This window comes from Micromonospora sp. CNZ297 (assembly GCF_007827625.1).
Map to the genome: position 1 here is coordinate 364,212 of NZ_VISU01000001.1, position 25,438 is coordinate 389,649.

General features: G+C 73.5%; 20 protein-coding genes. 4 read left to right on the top strand and 16 right to left on the bottom strand.

Annotated elements, in window-relative coordinates; genetic code table 11:
* Positions 1–33 precede the first annotated feature (33 nt).
* From FB454_RS01635 to FB454_RS01650, 4 genes are all read right to left on the bottom strand, one after another.
* On the bottom strand, positions 34–2,238 hold the full coding sequence (locus FB454_RS01635) for a carbohydrate-binding module family 20 domain-containing protein (protein WP_145822333.1): 2,205 nt from the start codon (positions 2,236–2,238) through the stop codon (positions 34–36).
* Between the two features lie 368 nt (positions 2,239–2,606).
* Positions 2,607–4,883 carry a catalase/peroxidase HPI gene (katG, locus tag FB454_RS01640; RefSeq protein ID WP_145822334.1) on the bottom strand — a complete coding sequence of 759 codons (2,277 nt, stop codon included), beginning with the start codon at positions 4,881–4,883 and terminating at the stop codon, positions 2,607–2,609.
* 23 nt (positions 4,884–4,906) lie between these two features.
* Positions 4,907–5,335, bottom strand: a complete 429-nt coding sequence (locus FB454_RS01645) for a Fur family transcriptional regulator (RefSeq protein WP_013286851.1) — start codon at positions 5,333–5,335, stop codon at positions 4,907–4,909.
* A gap of 140 nt (positions 5,336–5,475) precedes the next feature.
* On the bottom strand, positions 5,476–6,477 hold the full coding sequence (locus tag FB454_RS01650) for a glycoside hydrolase family 11 protein (protein ID WP_013286852.1): 1,002 nt from the start codon (positions 6,475–6,477) through the stop codon (positions 5,476–5,478).
* A 525-nt stretch (positions 6,478–7,002) separates the two neighbouring features.
* On the opposite strand from FB454_RS01650, the gene FB454_RS01655 reads away from it, so the two are divergent.
* A complete protein-coding gene (locus FB454_RS01655; RefSeq protein ID WP_047892605.1) occupies positions 7,003–8,586 on the top strand; it encodes a ricin-type beta-trefoil lectin domain protein in 1,584 nt (527 codons plus the stop codon).
* Between the two features lie 31 nt (positions 8,587–8,617).
* Here the strand turns inward: FB454_RS01655 and FB454_RS01660 are convergent, their stop codons facing one another.
* From FB454_RS01660 to FB454_RS01680, 5 genes are all read right to left on the bottom strand, one after another.
* Positions 8,618–9,097 (bottom strand): hypothetical protein, encoded by a 480-nt coding sequence (locus FB454_RS01660; RefSeq protein ID WP_013286854.1) that lies wholly within the window; start codon positions 9,095–9,097, stop codon positions 8,618–8,620.
* A 45-nt stretch (positions 9,098–9,142) separates the two neighbouring features.
* Positions 9,143–10,792, bottom strand: a complete 1,650-nt coding sequence (locus FB454_RS01665; RefSeq protein ID WP_145822335.1) for a class I adenylate-forming enzyme family protein — start codon at positions 10,790–10,792, stop codon at positions 9,143–9,145.
* Between the two features lie 116 nt (positions 10,793–10,908).
* Positions 10,909–11,673, bottom strand: coding sequence for an ABC transporter permease (locus FB454_RS01670; RefSeq protein WP_013476421.1), 765 nt, complete (start codon positions 11,671–11,673; stop codon positions 10,909–10,911).
* 23 nt (positions 11,674–11,696) lie between these two features.
* Entirely contained in the window at positions 11,697–12,674 is a 978-nt protein-coding gene (locus FB454_RS01675; RefSeq protein ID WP_013286857.1) for a daunorubicin resistance protein DrrA family ABC transporter ATP-binding protein, read from the bottom strand.
* An 85-nt stretch (positions 12,675–12,759) separates the two neighbouring features.
* Positions 12,760–13,920 carry a glycosyltransferase gene (locus tag FB454_RS01680; protein ID WP_145822336.1) on the bottom strand — a complete coding sequence of 387 codons (1,161 nt, stop codon included), beginning with the start codon at positions 13,918–13,920 and terminating at the stop codon, positions 12,760–12,762.
* A 71-nt stretch (positions 13,921–13,991) separates the two neighbouring features.
* Between FB454_RS01680 and FB454_RS01685 the strand changes: the two genes are divergently transcribed.
* Both FB454_RS01685 and FB454_RS01690 read left to right on the top strand, forming a co-directional pair.
* Positions 13,992–14,930, top strand: a complete 939-nt coding sequence (locus FB454_RS01685; protein WP_047892608.1) for a 3-oxoacyl-[acyl-carrier-protein] synthase III C-terminal domain-containing protein — start codon at positions 13,992–13,994, stop codon at positions 14,928–14,930.
* Positions 14,931–14,935: 5 nt separating this feature from the next.
* The gene (locus tag FB454_RS01690) at positions 14,936–15,904 is read left to right on the top strand and encodes a 2-hydroxy-acid oxidase (RefSeq protein ID WP_486485387.1); all 969 of its coding nucleotides are present in this window, start codon (positions 14,936–14,938) and stop codon (positions 15,902–15,904) included.
* On the opposite strand, the gene FB454_RS01695 is transcribed toward FB454_RS01690, so the two are convergent.
* The 6 genes from FB454_RS01695 to FB454_RS01720 form a co-directional block, all read right to left on the bottom strand.
* Positions 15,809–16,834, bottom strand: a complete 1,026-nt coding sequence (locus FB454_RS01695) for an aminotransferase class I/II-fold pyridoxal phosphate-dependent enzyme (RefSeq protein ID WP_474568566.1) — start codon at positions 16,832–16,834, stop codon at positions 15,809–15,811. The genes FB454_RS01690 and FB454_RS01695 overlap by 96 nt on opposite strands.
* Positions 16,834–18,108 carry an FAD-dependent oxidoreductase gene (locus FB454_RS01700; RefSeq protein WP_145753424.1) on the bottom strand — a complete coding sequence of 425 codons (1,275 nt, stop codon included), beginning with the start codon at positions 18,106–18,108 and terminating at the stop codon, positions 16,834–16,836. Before FB454_RS01700 ends, FB454_RS01695 begins: the two co-directional genes overlap by 1 nt.
* The gene (locus tag FB454_RS01705; protein ID WP_145753421.1) at positions 18,105–19,805 is read right to left on the bottom strand and encodes a prenyltransferase/squalene oxidase repeat-containing protein; all 1,701 of its coding nucleotides are present in this window, start codon (positions 19,803–19,805) and stop codon (positions 18,105–18,107) included. Before FB454_RS01705 ends, FB454_RS01700 begins: the two co-directional genes overlap by 4 nt.
* Complete coding sequence (locus FB454_RS01710; protein WP_145753419.1) at positions 19,802–20,836, bottom strand: UbiA family prenyltransferase; 1,035 nt, start codon at positions 20,834–20,836, stop codon at positions 19,802–19,804. Before FB454_RS01710 ends, FB454_RS01705 begins: the two co-directional genes overlap by 4 nt.
* On the bottom strand, positions 20,833–21,852 hold the full coding sequence (locus tag FB454_RS01715; protein WP_047892613.1) for a polyprenyl synthetase family protein: 1,020 nt from the start codon (positions 21,850–21,852) through the stop codon (positions 20,833–20,835). The genes FB454_RS01710 and FB454_RS01715 overlap by 4 nt, the downstream gene beginning before the upstream one ends.
* Before the next feature lie 252 nt (positions 21,853–22,104).
* The gene (locus FB454_RS01720; RefSeq protein WP_145822338.1) at positions 22,105–23,130 is read right to left on the bottom strand and encodes a methyltransferase; all 1,026 of its coding nucleotides are present in this window, start codon (positions 23,128–23,130) and stop codon (positions 22,105–22,107) included.
* 161 nt (positions 23,131–23,291) lie between these two features.
* Between FB454_RS01720 and FB454_RS01725 the strand changes: the two genes are divergently transcribed.
* Positions 23,292–24,155: a TauD/TfdA family dioxygenase gene (locus FB454_RS01725; RefSeq protein ID WP_145822339.1), complete on the top strand. Its 864-nt coding sequence runs from the start codon at positions 23,292–23,294 to the stop codon at positions 24,153–24,155.
* A 7-nt stretch (positions 24,156–24,162) separates the two neighbouring features.
* On the opposite strand, the gene FB454_RS01730 is transcribed toward FB454_RS01725, so the two are convergent.
* Positions 24,163–25,374, bottom strand: coding sequence for a cytochrome P450 (locus tag FB454_RS01730; RefSeq protein ID WP_145822340.1), 1,212 nt, complete (start codon positions 25,372–25,374; stop codon positions 24,163–24,165).
* Positions 25,375–25,438: the final 64 nt, after the last annotated feature.

Here is a 25,438-nt window from a genome sequence, read left to right on the forward strand (position 1 = left end):
CCCCAGGGGTGAGGGGGACGGGCCGCACGATCGTCAGCGCCAGGTGTCGCTGACGGCCCGGGTGCCGCCGGCCGGCGTGGTGAACGTCCGGTTCGCGCCGGACTCCCAGATCACCGTGCCGTCCGGGTTCTTCTTGACGTACTTGTACTCGACAGCGGTGTTCGCGGGCAGGTCGACCGTGGCCCGCCAGACCGGATAGGCGGCGGGCGAGAGGGCGACGGCGGCGGACGGGTTCCAGCCGCCGAGCGCCGGGACGTTGCCGACCACGAACACGTTCTGTCCGTAGACGGTGGTCGCGGTGACGGAGAACGTGGTGGCCACAGCCGTGCTGACGGTGTCGCCGCGGAACGTCTCGGTCACCGCGTACGTGCCGGTGGCCGGCGTGGTGAGCGTCCGGTTCGCGCCGGACTCCCAGGTGACCGCACCGGCGGTGGTCAGCTTGACGAACTTGAACTCCACGCCGGTGGACCGGGGCAGGCTGACGGTGGCGCGGTAGGTGCCGCCGCCCTGCGCGGCGAGCTTGACGCCGTTCGCGGGCGTCCACGAGCCCAGCTCGGGGATGCTGCCGACGACGTAGACGTCCTGCCCGGCGGCCAGGTTCGCGGCGACGGTGAACGTGGTGGCGATCCGGTCACCCGGGCTGACCGTGGGGGACGCGGTCGGGGAGGCCGTCGGCGACACGGTCGGGGAGGCGGTCGGGGACGGGCTGGCACCCGGCCGGGCGTTCACGTGGATCGCGACCGCGTCGTTGGCCGGGAGGGTCACCGTGGCCCGGCCGCCGGACACGGTCACCGTGGAGCCGGTGCAGCCGCTGCCGGTGGCGACGCCGGAGATGACGTCGCAGTACCGGCCGTCGGCGAGCCCGGTGACGAAGGTGGCGGTGGTGGCCGAGCCGGAGTCGTTGACGCCGATCCAGGCCCGGTCGCCCCGGTGGAAGCCGATCACGTTGCTGTTCACTGTGGTGAAGTCCGAGACGGTCTTCACCGGCCGGGCGGCGTTGGCCCAGCCGACCATGCCCTTGACGCCGGTGGTGCGGCTCAGGCAGTTCCAGGCGGCGCCGCAGGTCGTGTCGGTGACCCGTCCGGTGCCGTCGTGCGGCGGGGACTGGTTGCGGTTGGACCAGGTGAAGCTGTCGTAGACCGACGGCTTGCCGTGCGGGTAGGCCAGCGCGAAGTAGTTCGCCAGCACGTAGTCGGTGCCGTTCTTGTACGACAGCACCACACCGTCGCGCTCCAGGTCGTGGTTGGTGACCATGGCGAAGACGTTGGCGCTCGGCGCGTCGAGGTTCCAGTTCGGCACGTTCGCCAGCGCCGAGATCGAGCCCTGGAACGCCGAGCGGATGCCCTTGGCGTACGCGAAGTCGAGCACGTCGCCGTTGCCGATGTACGCCCGGGCCTGCAACGCGGGATTACTGGCGCCGTCGAAGATCTCCTGCGCGACGTACGGACGCCGGCCCTCGGCGACGGTGTTGTTCAGCTTGCCCAGGATGGCCGCGAAGTCGTCCTTGCGGATGTGCTTGACCGCGTCGACCCGGAAGCCGTCGACGCCGAGCCCGATCAGGTCGTTGAGGTAGCCCGCGATCTTGTTGCGGACCGCTTCCTTCTCGGTGTAGAGGTCGGACAGCGACAGCAGCTCGCAGCTGGTCACCTGGGCCTCGTTGTTCCAGTCGCTGATCCCGCCGCCGGTCGGGCAGTTGTCGCCGGGGCGGTGGAAGTCGCCGGCGCCGTACGGCACGGCCGGGTAGCTGTAGCCGGAGAACTCGGTGCCGGCGTAGCCGCGCGTGCCGGCCGGGTTGTTGGTGCCGGCCATGTGGTTGACGACCGCGTCGACGTAGACGCGCACACCGGCGTTGTGGCACGCGGTGACCATGGCGGCGAACTGCTGGCGGTTGCCGAACCGGCTGTCCAGCTTGTACGACACCGGCTGGTACACCTCGTACCAGGGGTAGGCGCCGTCGGCGCTGGCGGGCAGCTTCACCGACTCCTGCGGCGGCGCCACCTGCACCGCGCCGTAGCCGGCCGGTCCGAGGTGGTCGGTGCAGGCGGCGGCGACCGAGTTCCAGTTCCATTCCCAGAGGTTGGCGGTCACCTCGCTGTCGTTCAGGACGACGGCGGCGCGGGCGGGGGTGGGGGTGGTGGTGGCAGCGGCGACGGCGACCGTGCCGCCGGCCGCGACGAGCGCGGCGGCGAGCAGCAGGCGACCGGCGCGGCCACGGGGGTGTGGCCTGGCGGATTGCATGGTCGGGGGACCTCTTCCGTGGGTTCGAAAGGGTGAGCGGGGGTGGGGCGGCCGTCCCGGGTAGCGAACACCATGCGCCATCCATGAAAGTCTTTGCAAGAGCTTGCGGCAAAGTTTTCGAAACCAGCAGGCAACACGAGTGGTCTCGGATTCCCGGCCACCAGCGGCGATCCACGCTGGACCGGACGATCGGGCGCCGGAGGCGATTCCCGCCGCTCGGGACGCGCCGACCCGCTTCGCGGGACGATCGCAACTTCCGAGCAGATTTTCCAACGTTTGCGGGCCGGGTGCCCCCGGCACCCGCCGGACACGGACGAGCCCCGGTCCGTCGCGTCGCGACGGACCGGGGCTCGCTCAGATGTGCCGGATCAGGCCAGGTCGAAGCGGTCCAGCTCCATGACCTTCGTCCAGGCGGCGACGAAGTCGCGGACGAACTTCTCCCGCGCGTCGTCACTGGCGTAGACCTCGGCGAGCGCCCGCAGCTGCGAGTTGGAGCCGAGGATGAGGTCGACCGCCGTGGCGGTCCACTTCACCTGGTCGGTCGCCAGGTCGCGGATCTCGTACACGTGCTCCTCGGACTCCGCCGCCTTCCACCGGGTGCCCGGGGAGAGGAGGTTGACGAAGAAGTCGTTGGTGAGCACGCCCGGCCGGTCGGTGAGCACGCCGTGCGCGGCGCCGCCGACGTTGTTGCCGAGCGCGCGCAGGCCGCCGACCAGGACGGTCATCTCCGGCGCGGTCAGGTTCAGCATGTACGCGCGGTCGACGAGCAGCACCTCCGGCTGGGTCTTCTCGCCCGGCCGCAGGTAGTTGCGGAACCCGTCGGCGCGCGGCTCCATCACCCGGAACGACTCGACGTCGGTCTGCTCCTGCGTGGCGTCGGTACGACCCGGGTGGAACGGCACAGTCACCTCGACGCCGGCGTCGCGCGCCGCCTGCTCGACAGCGGCCGAGCCGGCCAGCACGATCAGGTCAGCGAGCGAGATCTGGGCGCCGCCGGCGGCGTTGAACTCCTGCTGGATGCCCTCCAGGGTGGCCAGCACGGTGGCGAGCTGCTCGGGCTGGTTGACCTCCCAGTTGCGCTGCGGCTCCAGCCGGATCCGCGCGCCGTTGGCGCCACCGCGCTTGTCGGTGGAGCGGTAGCTCGCGGCCGAGGCCCAGGCGGTGGAGACGAGCTGGGCGGTGGTGAGGCCGGACTCCAGCACCTTCGCCTTGAGCGCGGCGACGTCGGCGTCGTTCACCAGGTCGTGCGCGGCGGCCGGCACCGGGTCCTGCCAGAGCTGGGCCTCGGGCACCCACGGGCCGAGGAAGCGGCTGACCGGGCCCATGTCACGGTGCAGGAGCTTGTACCAGGCCTTGGCGAACGCCAGCGCGAACTCGTCCGGGTTCTCCAGGAAGCGGCGGGAGATCTTCTCGTACGCCGGGTCCACGCGCAGCGACAGGTCGGTCGTGAGCATGGTCGGCTTGTGCTTCTTCGACGGGTCGTGGGCGTCCGGGATGATCGCCTCGGCGTCCTTGGCCACCCACTGCTTGGCGCCGCCGGGGCTGGTGGTCAGCTCCCACTCGTAGCCGAAGAGGATCTCGAAGAAGCGGTTGCTCCACTGGGTCGGCTTGTCGGTCCAGGTGACCTCGAGGCCGCTGGTGATCGTGTCGCCGCCCTTGCCCTCGCCGTACGTGCTCAGCCAGCCCAGGCCCTGCGCCTCCAGCGGCGCGGCCTCCGGCTCGGGGCCGACGTGCCGGTCGGCGGGGCCGGCGCCGTGGGTCTTGCCGAACGTGTGGCCGCCGGCGATCAGCGCGACGGTCTCCTCGTCGTTCATCGCCATCCGGCGGAACGTCTCGCGGATGAAGTGCGCCGCGGCGAGCGGGTCGGCGTTGCCGCGCGGGCCCTCCGGGTTGACGTAGATCAGACCCATCTCGGTCGCGCCGACGCCGGCCACCATGTCCTTCTCGGAGGCGTAGCGCTCGTCGCCCAGCCAGGTGTCCTCGGGGCCCCAGAAGATCTCCTCCGGCTCCCAGACGTCCTCACGGCCGAAGCCGAAGCCGAAGGTCTTGAAGCCCATCGACTCCAGGGACACGTTGCCGGCGAGCACCAGCAGGTCGGCCCAGGAGATCTTCTGGCCGTACTTCTGCTTGACCGGCCAGAGCAGCCGGCGGGCCTTGTCCAGGTTGGCGTTGTCCGGCCAGCTGTTCAGCGGGGCGAAGCGCTGCCCGCCGTCGCCGGCGCCACCGCGGCCGTCCTCGATGCGGTAGGTGCCCGCGGCGTGCCAGCTCATCCGGATCATCAGGCCGCCGTAGTGGCCGAAGTCGGCCGGCCACCAGTCCTGCGAGGTGGTGAGGACCTCGGTGATGTCCCGCTTGAGCGCCTCGACGTCGAGCTTGGCGAACTCCTTGGCGTAGCTGAACTCCGGGCCCAGCGGGTTGCCCTTGGACGAGTGGGCGTGCAGCACCGACAGGTCGAGCTGGTTGGGCCACCAGTCGCGGTTGCTGCGCGGACGACCGCCGGTCTTCGGGGTCGGCGAGTCGATCGCCGGGTTCTCGCTCTCGCTGCCGTGCGCGGTCACGGAGTCGTGCGCGACCGGGCAGCCGGCCGCCTCCTTGGCGTCCACGCCCTGCGGGCTGACGGGCCGGTTGTCCTGGGTGTCGCTCATCTGCTTCCTTCCGAACTGGCGGATCACTGGGCGGTGCGGTCGGCCGCGCAGCCGGGGCAGGTGCCCCAGTAGACGACCTCCGCCTCGTCCACCACGAAGCCGTGGTCGTCGGAGGCGGTGAGACAGGGGGCGCGGCCGACGGCGCACTCGACGTCGGCGATGGCGCCGCAGGAACGGCACACGACGTGGTGGTGGTTGTCTCCCACCCGCGACTCGTAGCGGGCCGTGGCGCCGGCCGGCTGGATGCGCCGGATCAGCCCGGCGTCGGTGAGTGCCCGGAGCACATCGTAGACCGCCTGGTGGGACACGGTGGGCTGCTCGGCGCGGACCAGGGCGATCACCGTGTCGGTGTCGACGTGCGGGTGGTCACGCAGCGCGGCCAGCACCGCCACGCGGGGCCGGGTCACCCGCAACGAGACCGCCCGGAGCTGCGTCTCGAAGTCGGCCGTCATGCGACGACCTTAGTCCGGTCTTTTGGAATGAATCAAGTTTTTGCCCAGGTGTGTCGGCCGTCACACCAGCAGGGTCCGGGCGCACGAAAACGGGGGTGCCGCGCGCCTCGCGACGCGGCACCCCCTCCCCGGAGAAGGGCTCAGGCGGCGGAACAGCTCGCCGTCGGTGTGTTGCTGTTGCCGTTCTTGTAGAGCGTGATGCCGAAGTTGTTGCCGTTGCCGTTCGGGCGCGCGGTGAGCGTGCCGCTGGTGCCGCTGATCGAGGCGTTCCAGCTGTTCTGCAGGCTCTGCCCGCCCTGGGTCTGGATGTTGACCACCCAGTTGCTGGTGCCGCTGACCGAGAAGGTCACGTTGAACCGGTCGCCCCACTCCTCGGCCCGGCTCACGCTGACCGTGCAGCCACCGTTGTTCGGCGGCGGGGTGGTCGGGTTGCCACCGCCGGTCCCGCCGATCGTGATGTTGGAGTTGCCGCTGCTCTGGTAGCCCTCGGTGGCCAGGATCTGGTAGTCGTGCGATCCGAGGTTCATGCCGTAGCGCGACCAGGCGTCGAAGTGGTTGCCGGAGGTGATGGTGCCGCCCACGCGCTTCGACTGGCGGACGCTCCAGTACTGGTAGAACGTCCGGGTGCCCTCGATCGAGGGGGCGTTGACCCGCTGGGTGCGGTAGATGTCGTACGTGCCGCCGTCGGAGGACACCGAGCCCATGTAGCCGCTGCCCGGCGGGCGCCAGCTGCCCCAGCTGTCCACGATGTAGTACTCGACGAGCGGGTTGCGCGTCCAGCCGTAGAGCGTCAGGTACGCGTTGCCGGACGGGTTGAAGCTGCCGGAGTAGCTGACCGTGCGGCGGCCGCCCGGGTTCCAGCCCTTGCCGGCGACGAAGTTGTTGATGTTGCTCCACTGGGTGCTGTACTGACCACCGTTGCCCATGGTCATGGAGACGTTGCCACTGTCCTTCCAGAAGGAATAGAAGTAGCCGTTGTTGGTGCCGGTGGAGTTCGACGTGACGGTGGTGTCGGCGTAGGCCGGACCTGACGCGACGGCCGTCGCCCCGGCGGCGATCAGCGCCACGGCGCAGGCGCCGCCGAGGACCATCCTGAGGCGTCCGCGCCTGCGGATGCCCGTACGGACGGGGGCGTCTTTCATGGACGGGTTTCCTCCCTGTGACGGCTGGCGGGCGGCCAGCTTCCGGTGGCGCGAGCCGCGGGTGCTCGCCCGCCCGCGGACGGCGGGACCGGGGCGACAGCCGCGCCACGGGTGGTGGTCGGACATCGACGTCAATCGAGATACGCCGATGGCCACAGTATTGGAGGCCCGGTTCATCCTGTCAACGAGTTCCGGAAATGTTGTGGTAACCGCCGTCCGGCCCTGAACGGCCGTTACGGCTGCCGGAAAGGGCCTCGGATCAGCATCGACATGTCGACTAAGGGCGCCCGACCGCCATTGAAGGCGACTTGATTCCGAAACTTTTCGGCCCTGTTCCGGATCAACACTGCCCCGGCTGCTCGGCGCGCGCGAGCGGTCGGGGCCGGGCCGGACAGTCCACATTTGACGGCTCGCCGGTCGGTCGGTTCAATGACGGCCGGACCGGAGTCGGACCCGATTCCGGCCGGGTGAACCGAGGACGTCGCGCACCCGTCCGGCGTACGTCATCACCGGAAGGACCGCCCTGTGACACCCGATGCCCCCGGCGCGCGCCCGCGGCCGCGCCGGATCCCGCGCGGCGTGGTCGCCGCCGGCGCCGCCGGGCTGGCGGCGCTGAGCCTGGTGGTCGCCGCCCTCAGCGGGAGCGTCGCCGCCGCCCGCGACGACGAGCCGGCCGCCCGGACCGTCTCCGCCGAGCACCTGACCGCGATCCGCACCGCGGCCCGGTCCTGCCCCGCGCTGACCCCGGCGCGGCTGGCCGGGCAGCTGATGGCCGAGTCGGGTCTGGACGCGCGGGCCGAGCGGACCGCGTCCGGCGGCCGGGGCCTGGCCGGGCTGGACGACGAGCGGTGGCGGACCTGGGCGCCGTGGCCGGACGCGCAGCGCACCGACAGCGCCGCCAACATCCTCGCGCTCGCCCACCACATGTGCGACCTGGCCGGGCAGGTTCGCGCGGCTGCCGTCCCCGGCGACCCGTGGCGGCTGTCGCTCGCCGCGTTCCACACCGGGTTCGAGGAGGTACGCGCCTCCGAGGGGGTGCCCTCGACGGCGGTCCCGTACGTCGACGAGGCAAGCCGGTACGCCGCCTACTACGGCCGGCAGGACGGTTTCGCCGAGACCGGCCCGGCGAACCGCGAGAGCGAACGCCGGCAGCCCAAGGCGGTCCCCGCCGCGTACGTCCGCCTCGTGGTACGGGCCGGCTCGGTGTGCCCGCAGGTGCCGCCGGCCGCTGTCGCCGCGCAGCTGATGGCCTCCTCCGGTTTCGACCCGAACCTGCTCGGCGACGGCGGCCGCAAGGGCATCGCCCAGTTCCGGCCCGAGCTGTGGCGTGCGTACGGCCCGTCCGGCGCCTCGCCGTGGGATCCGCAGGCGGCGGTACCGGCGGCCGGCGCCACGCTCTGCGCGCTACGGCGCGAACTGGCCGCGCTCGACGGCGACCCGGACCTGCTGGCGCTGGCGGCGTACCGCGACGGGACCGACGCCGTGCGCCACACCGGCGGCGACTTCGACGCCAGGACGCAGGAGTTCCTGCGCACGGTCCGGGAGTTCACCGACTTCTACGCCCTCGACGGCCGGCTGCGGGGCACGCCGGTGACTTCCGGCACGCCGTCGCCCGGCACCCGGACGCCGAAGCCGCCGGCCTCGTCGGCCGCGCGCCCGTCCACGTCGTCGCCGGCAGCGGGCACGTCGAAGGAGCCGGAGAAGCCGGCCGCACCGGTCCGCCCGGCCGGCGCGAAGCAACTCGTCGGCAAGGAGACCGGCCTGTGCGCCAGCGGCGGCAGCGGTGACGGCGTACGCGTCGTGCTGCGGGCCTGCCGGGAGGAGCGCTCCCAGTGGTGGACGTTCGCGTCCGACGGCAGCGTCCGGGTCGAGGGCGGCCTCTGCCTGGACGTGGCCTGGGGCGAGAAGCGCGACGGCGTACCGGTGCAGACGGCGTGGTGCAGCGGCAACCCGGCGCAGAAGTGGGAGTGGATCGAGAGCCAGGGCCGGCGGTCGCTGTTCAACCGGGCCACCGACCGCTGCCTGGACGTCGACGGGCACGCCGCGGGCGCACCGCTGAACGCCTGGACCTGCGTGTTCAACGTGAAGCAGACCTGGTCGCTGCGCTAGCCGCGCGGCCGGTCCGGCCGGCCGGACCGGATCAGGGATTCGAGCCCACGGCCAGCCCGAGCACCCCGCAGCAGGCCACGCCGACGACGGCCAGCAGGACCAGCATGACGCTGTAGTTGGACCACATGCCGAACCGGGTGACGTCGGTGCCGTAGCCGTCGTACACCCGGTTGCGCCACCCGCCGAAGCGGAACGCGAGGTGGTGCGCGGCCCCCGGCTGCACCGCGAGCGTCGTGGTGACGATCGGGACGCCCATGAAGTCGGTGTACCGGATGTCGTGCGCGCCGGCCGGCACCGCGACGTGCCATGTCCCCTCGCCGGGGATGGCGACCACCTGACGGTCGATCTTGAAGCGGCTGGTCGCCGGCACGGGGATCAGGTACGGCCCGCGGTTCACCGAGACGACGAGCACGCCGCAGCCGGGCGGCGGGGTGATCGGGTGCGGGTAGGCGATCAGCGGGCTGACGCCGCCGGGCATCGGCGGGTACGGCTGCGAGGGGAGGTAGGACACGGCTGGATTCTGGCACGGCCGTGCCAACCGTCGATCCCCCGCCGGTCAGCCCGCGGGCGCTCCGGCGTCGGCCAGCAGCCGCTGTCGCATCAGGAACTTGCGCACCTTCCCGGTGGGCCCCATGACCACGTCGTCGTCGGGGACCGTCACCACCCGGCGCAGCGTCGCGGACACCGCCGGCCCCAGCGCGGCCCGGACCCGGCCGGTACGGTCGGCTGCCGGATCGGCGTCGGCGGTGAGCAGGAGCAGCACGTCGGTCACAGTCGTGCCGTCCTCCCCCGCCGCCGCGAGGACGGTGCAGTCGCGGACGTCCGGGCAGTGCCGGAGGATGCGCTCCTCGGACAGCGCGGTGTACAGCCAGGTGCCGCCGCCCAGGTCGACCGCGTCGCTGGCCCGGTCGACGTGGTGGTAGTCGCCGGCCGCGTCGCGGTACATCAGGTCACCGGTCAGGTAGTAGCCGCCCAGCCGCGTCCGGTACGTGGTGACCGAGTCGTTCCAGTAGCCGAGCGCCAGCGTCGGCGACTTCAGGCCGACGTGCCCCACCTGCCCCGGCGGGACCTCCTCGCCGGTGTCCACGTCGAGCAGCGCGATCTCGGCGAACGGGTACGGCCTGCCGACGCAGCGATCGTAGCGGTCGCTGCCCAGCCGGTGGGTGATCCGGAACGCGCCGTGCCCCATCTCGGTGGAGCCGAGCATGTCGACGAACTTGGAGCCGGGGACGTCGACCATGCCGTCGCGGGTGTACGCGGGGTGGCTGCCGACGGCGACCAGCCGGCGTACGTGCGCCTCGTGCGCGCAGTCACCGGTGTTGAACCAGTTGCGCACCGAGCTGAGGTCGCGGGTGGTCAGGTCGACCCGGGCCAGCTCCGACCAGGTCACCGCGAAGCCGAAGACGCCGGTGGGACGCCACCGCTCGATCGCGTCCAGGATCGTCTCCGCGCTGCGCTCGAACGGCCCGCCCTGCGCGGACAGGCACAGCAGCTGGTAGCCGTTGCAGAGCGCCTGGTTGAGCGTGATGATGCCGGCGGCGTGCGCGGCCGGCAGCGCGGACATCTCCCGCACCTCGCCGTACGGCCGGGACTCGGTGAGGCGGACCGCGCGGATCGCGGCGAACAGGCCGTGGTGCGAGTGGACGATCGCCGCCGGCACCCGGGTGGTGCCCGAGGAGTGGGTGATGACCACCGGTTCCTCGGGGTGGTGAGGGTGGTGCGGCGGCGCCTGCGCCGGGTCGCCGGTGCCGGTCTGCGCCGCGTCGCCGAGGATCTCCACGCCGAGGTCGTGCCCGGCCAGCGCGGCGTGGTCGGCGTCGACCACCACGCCGGCCCCGCGCAGCCGCCTGACGAACTCGGCCGCCAGCGGGACCGGCATGTTGCCGTTCATCAGCGCCGGGATCGCGCCGAGCCAGGTCAGCGCCAGGAAGTTGAGGAACACGTCGGGCGCGGAGGTCACGTACACCGCGATCGGGTCGGCCCGGCGGACGCCGCGCGCCCGGAACCAGGCGGCCCGGGCCGCGACCCGGTCGGTGAGCGTGGCCAGCGACAGCGGCGTCCAGGCGGGGATGCCGTCGACGTCGGCGTCGAACGTCACCCGCGGCATGTCCATGTCGGCGCCGTGCTCGGCCAGCCGGAGCAGCACGTTGCCCGCGCCCAGCTCCATGTCGGCCGCCAGCGTCGCCCGGAAGTTGTCGGCACCCAACGAGTGGCCTCCTCAGCTGACACGCGTCACGGCCGCGCCCCGTACCGGCCGCCGAGCGGGGACACGATCAGGCTAGAGCGCCCGCCACGCTGAGACAATGGTCGATGTACGGACGGTCAGGAGACCTCGCGGTTGAACAGGTGCGACGACCAGAACAGACTGGCGGCGGCCAGCCCGGACATGATCAGCGCGCCCTGCCACACCACTGTCTGGGTGATCTGGCCGGCGAACAGCGCGCGCATGCCGTCGGTGGCCCAGGCGAACGGGTTCCACACCGCGACCCGCTGGATCCACATCGGCGCCAGCACGAGCGGGATGAGCACGCCGGCGAGCAGCGACACCGGCTGCCCGACGGTGTTCACCAGCACGCCGAGGCTGTTCTCGTTGCGCACCAGCAACGCGATGTCGTACGAGATCGAGGTGCTGAGCAGCACCATCACCGACAGCAGCGCGTACGACACCAGCAGGTTCGCCAGGTGCACCCGCAGGCCGAACGGCAGCGCCACCAGCGTGACCACGACGGCCTGCACCACGTTGAGGCACACGTGCATCAGCGCCCGGCCCAGCAGCAGGCCGGTCCGGCTCACCGGCGTCACCCGGCACCTGTCGATGATGCCCGCGCGCAGCGCGCTGAGCAGCCCGTAACCGGCGAACAGGCCACCGAACAGGCCCATCGCCACGAACAGGCCGGGCACGTAGATCCGGTACGCGTCGGCGTAGGACGCGGCGCCCCGGTCGACCATCACCACCTTGAGGAACGGCGCGAAGAGGATCAGGTAGGTGATCGGCTGGGCCAGGCTGAACGCGACCATCACCGGGTTGCGCACCATCAGGCCGGCCTCCTGCTGGAAGATCAGCCAGGTGTCGCGGACGAGTTTCACGCCGTACTCCTCTCGGCGTCCGGTCACTCGGCGAGCGACCGGCCGGTCTTGGCCAGGAACACGTCGTCGAGGCTGGGCCGGCGGGCCTCGATCGCGCCGGGCTCGATGCCCCTGTCGTAGAGCGCCCGCATGATCTGCGGGATGGCGGTGGCGGCGCTGTCCACGTAGAGCCGCAGCGTGCCGTCGACCGGCTCGGCCGCGTGCACGTACGGCGCCTCGGCCAGCAGCTTCGTCGCTGCCGGCAGGTCGCCGCCGGTCTCGCCCGCGACGTCGGCGGCGGCGAAGTCGATCGCGACCACGTCACCGGAGATCTCGCGTTTGAGCGCCGACGGGGTGCCCTCGGCCACGATCCGCCCGGCGTCGATGATCGAGACCCGGTCGCAGAGGCTGTCGGCCTCGTCCAGGTAGTGCGTGGTGAGGAAGATGGTCATGCCCTCCTCGCGCAGCCGCCGTACCTCCTGCCACATCCGGACCCGGCTGGGCGGGTCGAGCCCGGCGGTGGGCTCGTCCAGGAACATGACCTGCGGCGAGTGGATGACACCCAGTGCCACGTCGAGACGGCGGCGCTGTCCGCCCGAGTACGTCTTGATCTTGCGGTCGGCGAAGTCGTCGAGCTGGAACGCGCGGATCGCCCCGGCTGCCAGTTCCTGCGCCACCGACTTGGACAGGCCGTGCATCCGGGCCTGGAGCACCAGGTCCCGGCGGGCGGTGGAGTCGTCGTAGGTGCCGCTGGCCTGCGCCACGAAGCCGATCCGCCGCCGGACCTGCGCGGGCGCGCGCAGCAGATCGACACCGGCGATGGTGGCCGCTCCCCCGCTGGGCCGGATCAGCGTCGCGAGCATCCGCAGCGTGGTGGACTTACCGGCGCCGTTCGGGCCGAGGAACCCGACGATCTCGCCTCGGCGTACCGCGAAGTCGACGCCGCGTACCGCGTCGACAGTGGTGGCGCCGCGCCCGCGGCCGACCCGGAAGGACTTGCGTAGGCCGGTGGCCTCGATCATCGAGCCTCCTCGTGCGGCACGACGCCTGCGCGGGTGCGTCAGGTCAGGCTAGTTCGGCCCCGACTGTTGGACAACGGTCGATGCGTCAGGCGTCGGGAGCCGTCCGTGCCAACGCGGCGAGGTGCGCCGCCGCCGCGCGGGCGCCGCCGGCCGCCGCGAACGACTCCCCCACCCGGCGCGCGCCCGCCCGGTACGCGGGCTCGTCGAGCACCGCGCTCAGCGCGGCGGTCAGCTCCGCCGGGGTCGCCGATCCGAAGGAGACCTCCAGGCCGGCGCCGGCCCGGCGCACCTGACGCGCCACCGCCGGGTGGTCGTGCCGGATCGGCGCGACCACCACCGGCACGCCGTGTGCCAGCGCCTCGGAGACCGTGCCCAGGCCACCGTGGGACACCAGCGCGTCCAGCCGGGGCATCAGCTCCAGCACCGGCACCCGGGGGGCGACCAGCACGTGCGGCGGCGGGTCGGGCACCAGGCCGGGGGCGGCGGTGAGGATCACCTGGACCCGGTCGGCGAGCGGCGCGGTCGCCGCCGTCATCCGCCGGTAGAAGTCGGCTGCGAGGTGCTCGGCCATCGTCCCGACCGTGACCAGCACGTGCCGGCGGCCGGGATCCCACGCGTCCCAGGCGAACGCGGGCGCGTTCGGCCGCCGTCCCAGCGCCGGCCCGGTGAGCACGCAGCCCGGCGGCAGCGGCGCCGGGCCGGTCAGCGCCGTGGTGGTCAGCCCGATCACGAGGTACGGCGAGAAGCGCAGGTCGATCGTCTCGTCCACCGGTACGTCGGTCATCGCCCACACCCGGCGGACCTGGGCGCGTACCCAGTCAGTGAACTCGGGCATCTCCCCGGTCGGCGGCGTCAGCTCCAGCATGCCGACGCAGAACGTCGCCCACGGCAGCCCGCGGCGGTGCGCGGCGAGCGCGCCGGCCAGCGCGTACTGGTCGGCCACCACCACGTCCGGCCGGTACCGCTCGACCGCCGAGTCGGCGGCGTCGCGGATGAACCGGTTGGCGGGCAGCACGTGCCCCTCCCAGAGGCTGCGCACGGAGTCCGGCCCGGACGCGCCGTCGGGGCGGTAGTAGCGCTTGCCGGTCGGGAACAGCGTGGCGTCCGGGCCGACCAGCGGACGCAGGTCGCTGCGCGGCCCGACCCAGGCCACCTCGTGCCCGGCCGCCTCCAGTTGCTGGGCGATGGCGACCGGGGCGTGCAGATGGGACTCCACCGGCAGCACGACGAACAGGAAGCGAGGCACGTCGATATGATCGCACGCGCGTTGACATCCATCGGCGTCACTGATCTGATCCGTGGCGTGACGGTACGCGTATGACGGCGATCGACGCCGTCTCGGTGTTCCTGCCGCAGCGCCGGGTGCCGGTCGAGAGCCTGGCCGCGCCGCTGGGCCTGACCGACATGCAGGTCCGCCTGTTCCGCCGCTTCCACGGCCTGACCGAGGTCCGTCGCGACCCCGGGCTGTCCCTGACCGACCTGCTGCTGCACGCGGCGGCCGGTCTCACCGCGCTTCCCGCGCTACGGCAGCGCGTGCGGTTCGTGGTGTACGGGCGGGCGTTCCCGGTGGTCACCCCCTATCCGGTCAACCCGCTGCACGAGGTGTGCCGCACGCTCGGGCTGGGCCACGCACTCGCGTTCACGCTCACCCAGCAGTCCTGCGCCAGCGCGCTGGCCGCGATCGACGTGGCCGGGCGGCTGCTCGCGTCCGAACCGGACACGCCCGACGGCCCGCCGCTCGCGCTGGTGCTCACCGGGGAGAAGGCGTTCACCCGCGACGCCCAGTTCATCCCCGAGACGTCGGTGTTCAGCGAGGGCTCCTCGGCCTGCCTGCTCAGCGCCGGAGGCGGCCGGGACCGGCTCCTCGCGTACGCCTGCCACCAGCGGGGCGAGTTCGACGTGGCCGGCGGCGAGTCCCCGGCACGGTTCCAGCGGGCGTACCGGCCGGCGCTGGCCGAGGTGATCGGCCGCGCGCTGGACCGGGCCGGGACGGCGCTGTCCGAGCTGCGGCTGGTGCTGCCGCACAACGTCAACCTGATGACCTGGAAGCGGCTGTGCCGGCTGATCGGGCTGCCGCTGGACCGGGTGCTGCTGGACAACGTGACCGAGACCGGGCACGTGTTCTGCGCCGACGCGTTCGTGAACTACCGCACCGCCCGGGAGCGCGACCTGCTCCGGCCGGGTGACAGGTACCTGGTCGCGGCGGTGGGCGCCGGGGACGGCGCGACGTTCGCCGCCATGGTGTTCGAGCACTGACCGGCGTGCGGGAGGCCACCTTGGACGACGGGCTGCGCCTGCTGCGGGCCGCGCGGCACACGGTCACCGGCCCCGCCGCGCTGCTCGCCGATCCCGTGCTGCGCGAGCGCACCGCCGGCTACCTGGCGGACCTGACCCGGCCGTACGGACTGCGCGTGCCGGACGGTCTGTTCGACGCGCCGTCGGGGGCGCTGGGTCAGTCGTACGGGGAGATGGCCGCCGGACTGATCCGGGCGGTCGTGCCGCCGGACGAGCCGGTGGACCTGCTGGTGCTGGCGTTCGCCGTGCACGACGTGCTGCCCGGGCGGGCCACCGCGGCGTACCTCAGTCACGTGTGCCCGGGCACGCCGATGTCGTTCGCGCTCTGCGACCAGGGTTCGGCGGCGGCTTTCACCGGGCTGCGGATCGCCCGCGAGTACGGGTGCCGCCGCGCCCTGCTGCTCACCGTCGAGCAGGCGGTCCTGCCGTACGACACGGCGGTGCCCGTACCGGCCCGCCACCGGGCGGTGGCCATGCTCTACGGCACCGCCGCCGACGACACCGCCCGGACCGGCGGGGCGCGGGTGACAGGGCTGCGCCAGCACGCCGACGTCGGCCCCGGCGACGTCGCGGCGCTCGCGGCGGCCGAGGTGCACGAGCTGACGGCCGGGCGTACCGATGTCGCGGTCGTGCTCGGCGCCGACCTCGCGGCCGCGTGGCCCGGCCCCGGCGGCGGCGCGGTGACGACCGGTCCACCGAGGCAGCCGTCCACCGGGGTCTGGTGGGCGCTGCTGGACCGTCTCGCCGGGGACGCGGCGCGGCCCCGGCCGGTGGTGGTGGCCGACTACGAGCCCGGCCTGGGCTACCTGAGCGTGGCCGCGCTGGCGCCGGCGGACCGGTCAGAGCCCGTCGGCGAGCGCGGCGCGGACGAACGCGCACAGCCGTTCGTTCGCCTCCGGGGCGCCGACGGTGATCCGGACCCCGGCGCCTGGTAGCGCCATCACCAGGATGCCCGCCTCCCGGGCCCGCTCGGCGAACGGCACGGCCCGCTCCCCCAGCGGCAGCCACACGAAGTTGGCCTCGCTGGGCGCCACGCTGAGCCCGAGGCCGCGCAGCGCGCCGATCAGGCCGGTACGCGCCGCCACCAGCTCGGTGCACCGCCGGGTCAGTTCGGCACCCACCTCCGGCGTCAGGCTCGCCACCGCCGCCGCCTGGGCGAGCGCGGAGGGGAAGAACACCGCCCCGGTGAGCGCGGCGGCCCGGGTGAGCCGGGGCGGCACCACTGCGTACCCGACGCGCAGCGCGGCGAGCCCGTACGCCTTGGAGAACGTGCGCAGCACGCAGACGTTGTCGTACGCGCGGTACAGGTCCATCCCGTCCGGCGAGCGCGGGTCGGTGACGAACTCGCGGTACGCCTCGTCCACGATCACCGGCACGTCGGCCGGGATCCGTTCCAGGAACGCCTCGACGTCGTCGCGGCGCAGCGCCGTACCGGTCGGGTTGTTGGGGTTGCACAGCAGCACGCACCGGGTCCGGTCGGTGACCGCGTCCGCCATGGCCGGCAGGTCGTGGTCGTACCCGTCCATCGGGACCGGCACGGCGCGGGCGCCGGCGTTGCCGATGATCAGCGGGTAGCCCTCGAACGACAGGGCCGGGTGGACGACGTCCGGGCGTGGTCCGAGGGACTGCACGAGGTGCTGGCACAGTCCGGCCGAGCCGGGGCCGACGAGGATCGCCTCGGGGCCCACGCCGAGCCGCGCCGACAGCGCCGCGACGAGCGCCGACGACGTGCGGTCCGGATAGCGCTGGAGCGTCGCGGCGGCGCCCTCGACCACCCGCCGGATCCCCGGCAGCGGCGGGTAGGGCGTCTCGTTCATGGACAGGTCGGCCGGGGGTTGCGTCCCGACGGCGGTGGCAGGCGTCATCATCGCTCACTTTCCGACGGGACCGGTGGGGACGGGGTGTGCGCGTGCCGGTCGGCCAGCAGCCCCAGTTGGTAGAGCCGGTCGACGGCTGACAGCGGCCGCACGTCGGTGCCGGAGAGGTTGCCGGCGGTGAGCCCGAGCAGCCGGGGGTTGGCGGCGGTACGGCGCATCATCCGCGCGCCGAGCAGCTTCGGCAGCCCGGACACGGCGGTGATCATGCGGGAGGCGTTGTGGCTGACGGTGGCGACGTGGTCGAGCCGGGGCCGCCGGGCCGCCTCGAAGGCCCGCAGCGCCCGGTCCACGGCGGCCGGTTCCGGCGCGCCGCCCTCGGCGGCCAGGCAGGCGGCGAGCGTCTCGGCGTCACCGAGGGAGCTGTTGACGCCCTGCGCGGCCATCGGGTGCACCGCGTGGGCGGCCTCACCGGCGAGCGCGAGCCCCGGTGCGGCCAGGCGCGCGCTGCGCAGCCGGTAGACCGCGAGCAACTGGCGCCGGTGCAGGCTCGCGCGCACGGCCGGTTCCAGCGGGCTGATCGCCGGGACGTCGGCGAGCAGCCGTCCGCACCACGCGTCCAGGTCCACGCGGCCCCGGAACTCGTCCGGTGTGACCTGCACATAAAGGCGGCACCGCCCGCCCGGCAGCGGGTAGACCAGGCAGAGTCCCCGGGCGGTGCGGTAGGCGGACACCTCGTCGGCCACCTCGGCGCTGTCCACGTCGAAGGCGACCAGGCCGTGCGGGTACTCCCGGCGCTCCACGCCGATCCCCGCCGCGCGGCGCAGCGGCGAGGACATGCCGTCGGCCGCGACCACCAGCGACGCCTCGATGTCCCGCTCGGCGCCGTCCGCGACGACCCGGACGCCGTCGATCCTCCCGTCGTGATCGCGCCGGACGCCTGTCACCCGCACACCCCACCGGACCTCCACGCCGGCCGGCAGCCGGTCGGTCAGCACCGCGCGCAGGTCGCCGTAGTCGGCGCAGAGGATCTGCCGGTACGCCCCGGGCAGGCCCGCGTAGTCCAGGCAGAGCAGCGGCTCGCCGTGCGCGTCGCGGATGGCCAGCCGCCCGACCGGACGCGCGCCGGTGGCCCGCAGGGCGTCCAGCGCGCCCCAGGAGTCGAGGATGCGGATCGTCTCGGGCTGGAGGATCTCGCCCTTGGCGATCGACGCGGGAGCGCGCTGCCGGTCGAGCACGAGCACCCGCAGGCCGAGCGCGCCGAGCGCGTGCGCGCAGGCCAGCCCGCCCGCGCCGGCGCCGGCCACCACCACGTCGGCGGTCATCGGGCCACCGCCCCCGGTGCGGCGCCGGACCGCGTGGCGGCGGCCCGGCGGTACTCGCCGAGCGTCCGCAGCGCGAGCGCCTGGGTGATCACCGCGTTCGGGTACCGCATGTGGTGGCGGATGTAGTTGCACACCCGGGCGGCGGGCCAGGCGCCGTCCGGTCCGGCGGCGGCCACCAGCCAGGCGACGCCCCGGTCCACCGCGTCGGCGGCGTCCGGATCGCCGGTCGCGAGCAGGCCCTGCACCGCCCAGGACGTCTCCTCCACAGTGCCGCCGGTGCCGTCGCCCGGGCCCCACGAGCCGTCGGGCAGCTGGGTGTCGCGCAGCCACCGGGCCGCGCGGCGCACCACCTCGTGCCGGGCGTGCCCGACCCGGGACAGCGCGGCGACCACCACCGCGGTGCCGGAGGTGTGGTCGCGGTACCAGAGGTTCTCGAACGTGCCGGCGGGCGCGGCCCGGGTGAGCAGCCAGGCCGCCGCGCGGGCGATCGCCGGATGGTCGTCCGGATACCCGGCGTCGTGCAGCGCGAGGATCGCCTGACTGGTGATGGCCGGGCAGGGTCCGTCGTTGGCGAGCCGGGTGTCGCGGACCCACAGGCTCCACGAGCCGCGGCTGTCCTGGCGGCCGACGAGCCACGCCAGTCCCTGGCGCAGCACCGGGTCGGTGCCGGCACCGGGGAGTCCGGCGAGCGCGGAGAGGATCTCGGCCGACTCCAGCGTGACCGGCCAGCCCCGGGCGTTCGAGTAGCTCCACCCGCCCGGCGGCACGTCCAGCACCTCGAACGCCTCCGTCTTGCGGGCGGCGTGGAGGAACTCCCGGGTGGCGTGCAGCCGGGGATCGTCGGCGTAGCCGGCCGCGATCAGCCCGGTCGCCGCGTACCCGGACCGGGTGAGGTCCAGGTTGCTGACCGCGTCCCAGGATCCGTCGGGGCGTACCGCCCGGCGCAGCCAGCCGACGACGGCGCGGGCGATGTCGGGCGCCTCGCCGCTGCGGGCCAGACCGAGCAGGACGAGCGCGGCCGGCCACGGGTCCTCGCTGAGCGCTCCGGTGCGGCCCTCGTGGTCGTGGATGGACCGCAGCAGCCGTACCGCCGCCGGACGGGCGCGGCGCAGCGTGGCCCGGCGCAGCCGGCCCGCGGGCAGCATGTCGGCCTGCATCAGGGCCAGCCCGACGAACGGCGCGGTACGGAACGACAGGCGCTGCCGGCGTACCCGGTCGAACAGGACGATCTCCAGCGGCAGCCGGCGCAGCGGGCCGGCCTCGGCTGTCATCCCGGCCATGGTGAGCAGTTGCCGGCACAGCAGCGAGATCGCCGGATCGGTGATGGTGTCGACGCCGCCGAGCGCGGCCAGCCGGGCGCGGCCCGCCGCAATCGCGTCGGCGCTGTCAGCCGGTGCGCTCAGCGCCAGCGCGGCGACCGCCACGGCGGTGGGTACGACGGCGGTGCCGGCGCCCACGACGCCACCCCAGCCGCCGTCGTCGTGCTGCGCGCGGCGCAGCCAGGCGGTTCCGGCGTCGACCAGGTCGGCGCAGCCGGACGGGTCGGCGGCGTGCAGCGCGGCGACAGCGCCAGCGGTGCCGAGCACCGAGGCGGGTGGGTCGTCGCTGAAGGCGCCGTCGGGGCGGCGGCGACGGAACAGCGCCTCGGCACCAGCGGTGAGGGCCTTCCCGACGGCCTCGGCGGTCACAGCGGTCATGGCGCGTCCTCCAGAGGCAGTCGATTGTGGGTGGCGAGGGTCAGGCCCGCGACCGGCGGGCCGAGTTCGTGCCGGACGCGCATGCCGCGCTGCGCCAGCCAGGTCAGCAGCACCATCGGCAGCGCGAGCGCGAGCTGCACGGCGACGCCGAGGCCGAGCCCGACCGCCGCCGAGGCCAGCACGACCCGCTCGACGACCAGGACCGAGTGGGCGCGCAGCGCCACCAGGACGGGCATCCCGTCGCGGCGCGCCACCAGCGGAGCCAGCGCGGCGACGCCGGTGACCAGGACGACGAGCACAGTCGCCAGGTACGCCATCCGTGTGCCCGGCTCGGCCAGCAGCCCGGCGGTCACGGCGGCGCCGATCGTGACGGCGTAGAGCGCCACCACGGTCCGTACGGCCGCCGGCACGCCCCGCCCCACCGGCAGCGTGCGGTAGCCGCCGGCACGATCGCCGTCGATGTCGCGCAGCGCGCCGACCAGGTTGGACATGGCGTCGTGCGACCAGAACGCGACGACGAGCGCGAGCAGCACCGGCACCGCCCAGTCCCGGTCCGGCGCGAGGCCGGCGGCGAGCGCGCCGTAGCCGAGCGCGACCGCGCCGAGCGCGCCGCGGACCAGGTTGCCGGCGATCCCCCGGGCCTTGAACCACCTGCTGTACGCGACGATGCCGCACGCGGCCAGCAGCGCCGCCACTGTGGTGCCCCATCCACCGAGTACGGCCAGGACGCCGAGTGCGGCGAAGCAGGCGCTGCCGCACCACAGTGCCGTGCCCGCGCGCAGCCGGCTGGACGGGATCGGCCGGTGCGGCTTGCTGCCGGCGTCGAGGTCCCGGTCGAAGTAGTCGCCGAGATAGTGGCCGCCCAGCCAGCCGGCGGTGGGCGCGGCCCAGGCCGACAGCAGCAGCCACGGATCGTGGCCACCGGCCACTGCGGCGCCGGCCAGGCCGACGAGCCCGACGTACCAGAGGGTGTAGGGCCGCCAGGTCTCCACGTGGGCCCGCAGTGCTCGCACGGCGCCGGCCGTGCTCACGCCATCTCGCTCGTCATCCAGGCCGCGATGCCGGTGAGCACGTCCGCGCTCGCGGACGGGGTGAGCGCTGCCAGCTCGGCGCGGGCCCGCTCGGCGTGCTCCACCATCAGCCGCCGGGCGCCGTCGACAGCGCCCACCTCGCGGAGCAGGGCGGTGACCCACTCGACGTCGCCGGGACCGGCGCCACGGCGGTGCAGCACCGCCAGCAGTTCCACCCGTGCGGCGTCGCTGATCGCGTCGTACGCCAGCAGCAACGGCAGCGTGGGGCGGCCGTTGTTGAGGTCGCTCGTCGCGGGCTTGCCGGTCTGCTCCGGGGTGGACAGGTAGGACAGCAGGTCGTCGCGGATCTGGAACGCGGTGCCGACGTGCTCGCCGTAGCGGGCCAGCGCGGAGGCCACCAGCGGGTCGGCGCCGCCGAGCAGCGCGCCGATGTGGCACACGGCGCGGAACAGCGAGCCGGTCTTGAGCCGGATCATCTCCGGGTACCAGCGGGCGCCCGCGTCCAGGTCGCCGACGAGCCGCGCCTCCAGCGCCTGGCCCCGGCACAGGTCCTGGCCCGCCTCGGCGAGCGCGGTGACGGCGGCGACGACCGACGCCGCGGGGACCGCCCGGCCGCTCTCCACCATCGCCTGGAAGGCGTGGAAGATGAGGTGGTCGCCGGCCACGATGGCGCCGGGGATGCCGTACGCGACCGGGACCGCCGGGCGGCCACGGCGCAGCGTGTCGGCGTCGATGATGTCGTCGTGCACGAGCGTCGCGACGTGCAGGTATTCGGTGCCGAGCGCGGCGGCGAGGACGTCCCGTGGTGATCCGCCCACCGCCTCGGCGGCGTGCAGCGTCATCATCGGGCGGAGCATCTTGCCCGCCGGCAGCAGCGCGTAGCGCACGATCGCGTCGAGCTGGTCGGGCGTCTCCGGCCACCGCCGGCCGAGTTCGGCGCGCAGCAGCCGCCCCGATTCGCTGCGGGCCAGGTCGTCGATGAAGGGCGGATATCGCGTGGAGCCAGCAACCGTCATGACGCGTCGACCCTTTCGCCAGGGATCGGCTAGTCGCCACGCGAGACGTTACCGGTAGGTCCTCCCCGGAACAACCATTGATAAACGCGCATGGACATGGGTGGCCGCAAATGTCGCGACAGCATTCTTCAGCACATTGACCGATGCGCAGAGAAATCCGCCGTTTGACCCACGGCCGCCATCTCGATGCATATACGTCAATGTTCGGGCGCACGGGACGGCACCGGACAGGTTCGGCTCCCCCGGGCCCGCTCAGGCGCCGGCGGCGAACTCCATGAGCGTCAGCCCGTCGGTGCCGTGGTAGGTGCGCCGGGGCGCCAGGCCCGCGGCGGCGGCGAGCGCGGCGAACTCGGGCAACCCGCGCTCCCGGCCGCCGACGAGGACCAGCATCCGCAGGTCGTACGGGGACAGGTGCGGCACGTGCGGCACCGTCGGCAGCACCTCGATGACGAGCACCCTGCCGGTGGTCCCGGCCGCCTCGGCGCAGCGCCGCAGGATCGCGGTGGCGTGGGCGTCGCTCCAGTCGGTGAGCGCGCGGGAGACCACGTACACGTCGGCGCCGGGCGGCAGCGGGGCGAAGAAGTCCCCCGCCACGGTCTCGGCCCGGTCGGCGAGGCCGCAGGCGGCGAACGTCGCGGCGGCGGTGGCCACCGGCTCGTCGCGGTCGACGAGCGTGCCCCGCAGGTGCGGATGGGCGCCCAGCACCTCCCGCAACAGCCCGCCCGCACCCCCGGCCACGTCGACCACGTGCTTCGCCTCGTGCCAGGGGTAGAGCGCCGCGACCTCCGGGGCGGTGAACCGCTGCTGGCTGAGCATCAGCGCGTCGAAGTAGGCCCGGTGTTCCGGGTGGGCGTCGAGGTCGGCCCAGAAGTCGCGCCCGTGCACCTCCCGGTAGCCGGGCCCGCCGGTGCGGATCGCGTGCGGCAGGCCGGTCCAGGCCAGGTCCATGCGCGCGCCGAGCCCGCCGAGGTCCAGGTAGGCGCCGTGGCCGCCGCCGTCGCGGTCGCAGAGCAGCTCGCCGACGTCGGTGAGGCCGAACACGTCCGGCGACACCTCGACGAACACGCCCCGGTGCACGAGGTAGCGCAGCAGGCGGCCCAGCGCGGCGGCGTCCGCGCCGCAGGCGCCGGCCAGCTCACTTAGACCGGTGACGCCCGCGGCGATCCGGTCCGGCACGCGCAGCGTCACCGCCGTGCGGACCGCGAACGGGGTGGCCAGGTCGGTGAGCCGGTCGAGCCGCTCCCCCGCGTCACCCTCGATCTGGGCATCGATCGACACCGGCGCCTCCTCCCGCGTCGCGGGCCGGCACCGCCGCCCCCGCCGGTGCGCATGCTTTCAGGCGTACGGCGGGTGAGTCAACGACGACGGCTGGTGAGGACATTCATGGACGTGGAACAATTCGCGGACCAGCCGAGGGGCGCAGACCGGAGGGATCATCGATGACCACATCCATCGCGGCCGAGGTCCGGCTCGTCTCCGGCGCGCTGGGCGCCGAGGTCCACGGCATCGACCTGAACACGCTCACCGACGAGGGCTTCGCGCTGATCCACGACCTGCTGCTCAAGCACCAGGTGGTCTTCCTCGCCGGTCAGACCGGGCTGACGCCGCAGGCGCACGTCGCGTTCGGCCGCCGCTTCGGCGAGGTGGAGCTGCACCCGTACCTGCCCCGGCTGGACGGGCACCCGGAGATCGTCGTCATCGACTCCGCCGACGGCGGCAAGGTCGACGTCTGGCACACCGACATGACGTTCCACCAGAGCCCGCCGATCGCCTCGATCCTGCACCTGATCCAGTTGCCCGAGGTCGGCGGCGACACCATGTGGACCAACCAGTACCGGGTCTACGAGGCGCTCTCCGCGCCGATGCGGGACCTGCTCGACGGGCTGACCGCCATCCACGTCATCCGGATCGGCACCGAGTTCACCAGCCGCGCCGAACACCCGGTGGTCCGGGTGCACCCGGAGACCGGGCGCCGCTCGCTGTACGTCAACCGGCTGTTCACCTCGCACATCCCGCAGCTGACCCGCAACGAGAGCGACGCGCTGCTGGAGCACCTGTTCACCTTCTCCGAGAGTCCCCAGTTCACCTGCCGCTACCGGTGGCGGACCGGGGACGTCGCGGTGTGGGACAACCGGGTCACCCAGCACTACGCCGTGAACGACTACGACGGGCTGCGGCGCGGGCAGCGGATCACCGTGCTCGGCGACCACCCGGCCGGGAACGAGCCCCGGTGGGAGCACTACGTCCCGGCACCCGGCGAACGCTACTGGCCGGGCCGGGTCAACGCGGTGGAGAGCTACTGACCGCCGGTCACCAGGTGACCGGGAAGGAGGCGATGCCGCCGTTCATCCGGTCGTGCCGCCACGGGATCTCCGCCAGCGGCACGGCCGGGGACAGCGCCGGCATCCGGGTCAGCAGCGCCCCGAGCGACAGCTCCACCTGCATCCGGCCCAGCGCCGTGCCGAGGCAGAAGTGCGGCCCGAAGCCGAAGGTCAGATGCGGCACACCGGGCCGGCGGTCGATGTCGAAGACGTTCGGCTCGGGGAAGAACCGGGGGTCGCGGTTGCCGGCCCACGGGATCGCCATCACGCAGTCGCCGGCCCTCATCCCGACCCCGCCGAGGACCAGGTCCTCGCGGACCACCTGTACCCGGAACATGGCGCTCACCGACGTGTAGCGCAGGATCTCGTCGGTGGCCGCGGCGAGCTTGCCCGGCGCGGCCCGCAGCTTCGCCAGCTGCTCCGGGTGCTGGAACAACGCGCGCAGGCCCGCGCTCGTCGAATTGATCTCCAGCCCGCCGAGCAGCACCCCCATGGCCAGCTCGACCAGTTCGGCGTCGACCAGCTCGTGCGCGCCGCCGCCGCGGACCCAGGCCGAGAGCAGGTCGTCGCCGGGCTCGGCCCGCTTGCGCGCCAGCTGCCCGGCCAGGTAGTCCCGCAGCTCGGCCTGCGCGGTCATGGCGGCGGCCGAGCCGTACGCGGTGACCGAGTTCAGCCCCTCGATCCAGGCGTAGAACCGGGGCCGGTCGGCGGCCGGGACACCGAGCACGTCGCACACCACGAGCACCGGCAGCGGCGCCACCAGTCCGGCCACCACGTCGGCCGGGCGCGGACCGGCCAGCATGGCGTCGACCAGCTCGTCCACCAGCCGCTGCACCCGGGGCCGGAACGTCCCGATGCGCCGGGCGGTGAACGCGCGGCCGGCCACCCGCCGCACCACGGCGTGCGCCGGACCGTCCATGTTCAACTCACGGGGACCGCCGCCGTCCGGTGTCGCCGTCGCGCCCAGCGGCAGCCGGGAGAAGCGGGGATCGGCCAGGACGGTGCAGCAGTCCTCGTAGCCGAGCACCAGCCAGGCCGCCCGCCCGTCGGGCAGCCGCACCCGGCTGACCGGCTCGGCGACGACCATCTCCAGCAGCTCGGCGGGAAGGTCTCCGGTGAACGGTTCGAACGGATAGGAACGCAGCCCGGAATTGACTGTCACCGGGCCACCGGGCAGCTGATCGCGGTCCACGTCCGACATCGGCTAAGAGTCCAGCATCGGTTAGTCCGGCGTCAATATCCGTCGCATGCGTCCGCGGCCTTCC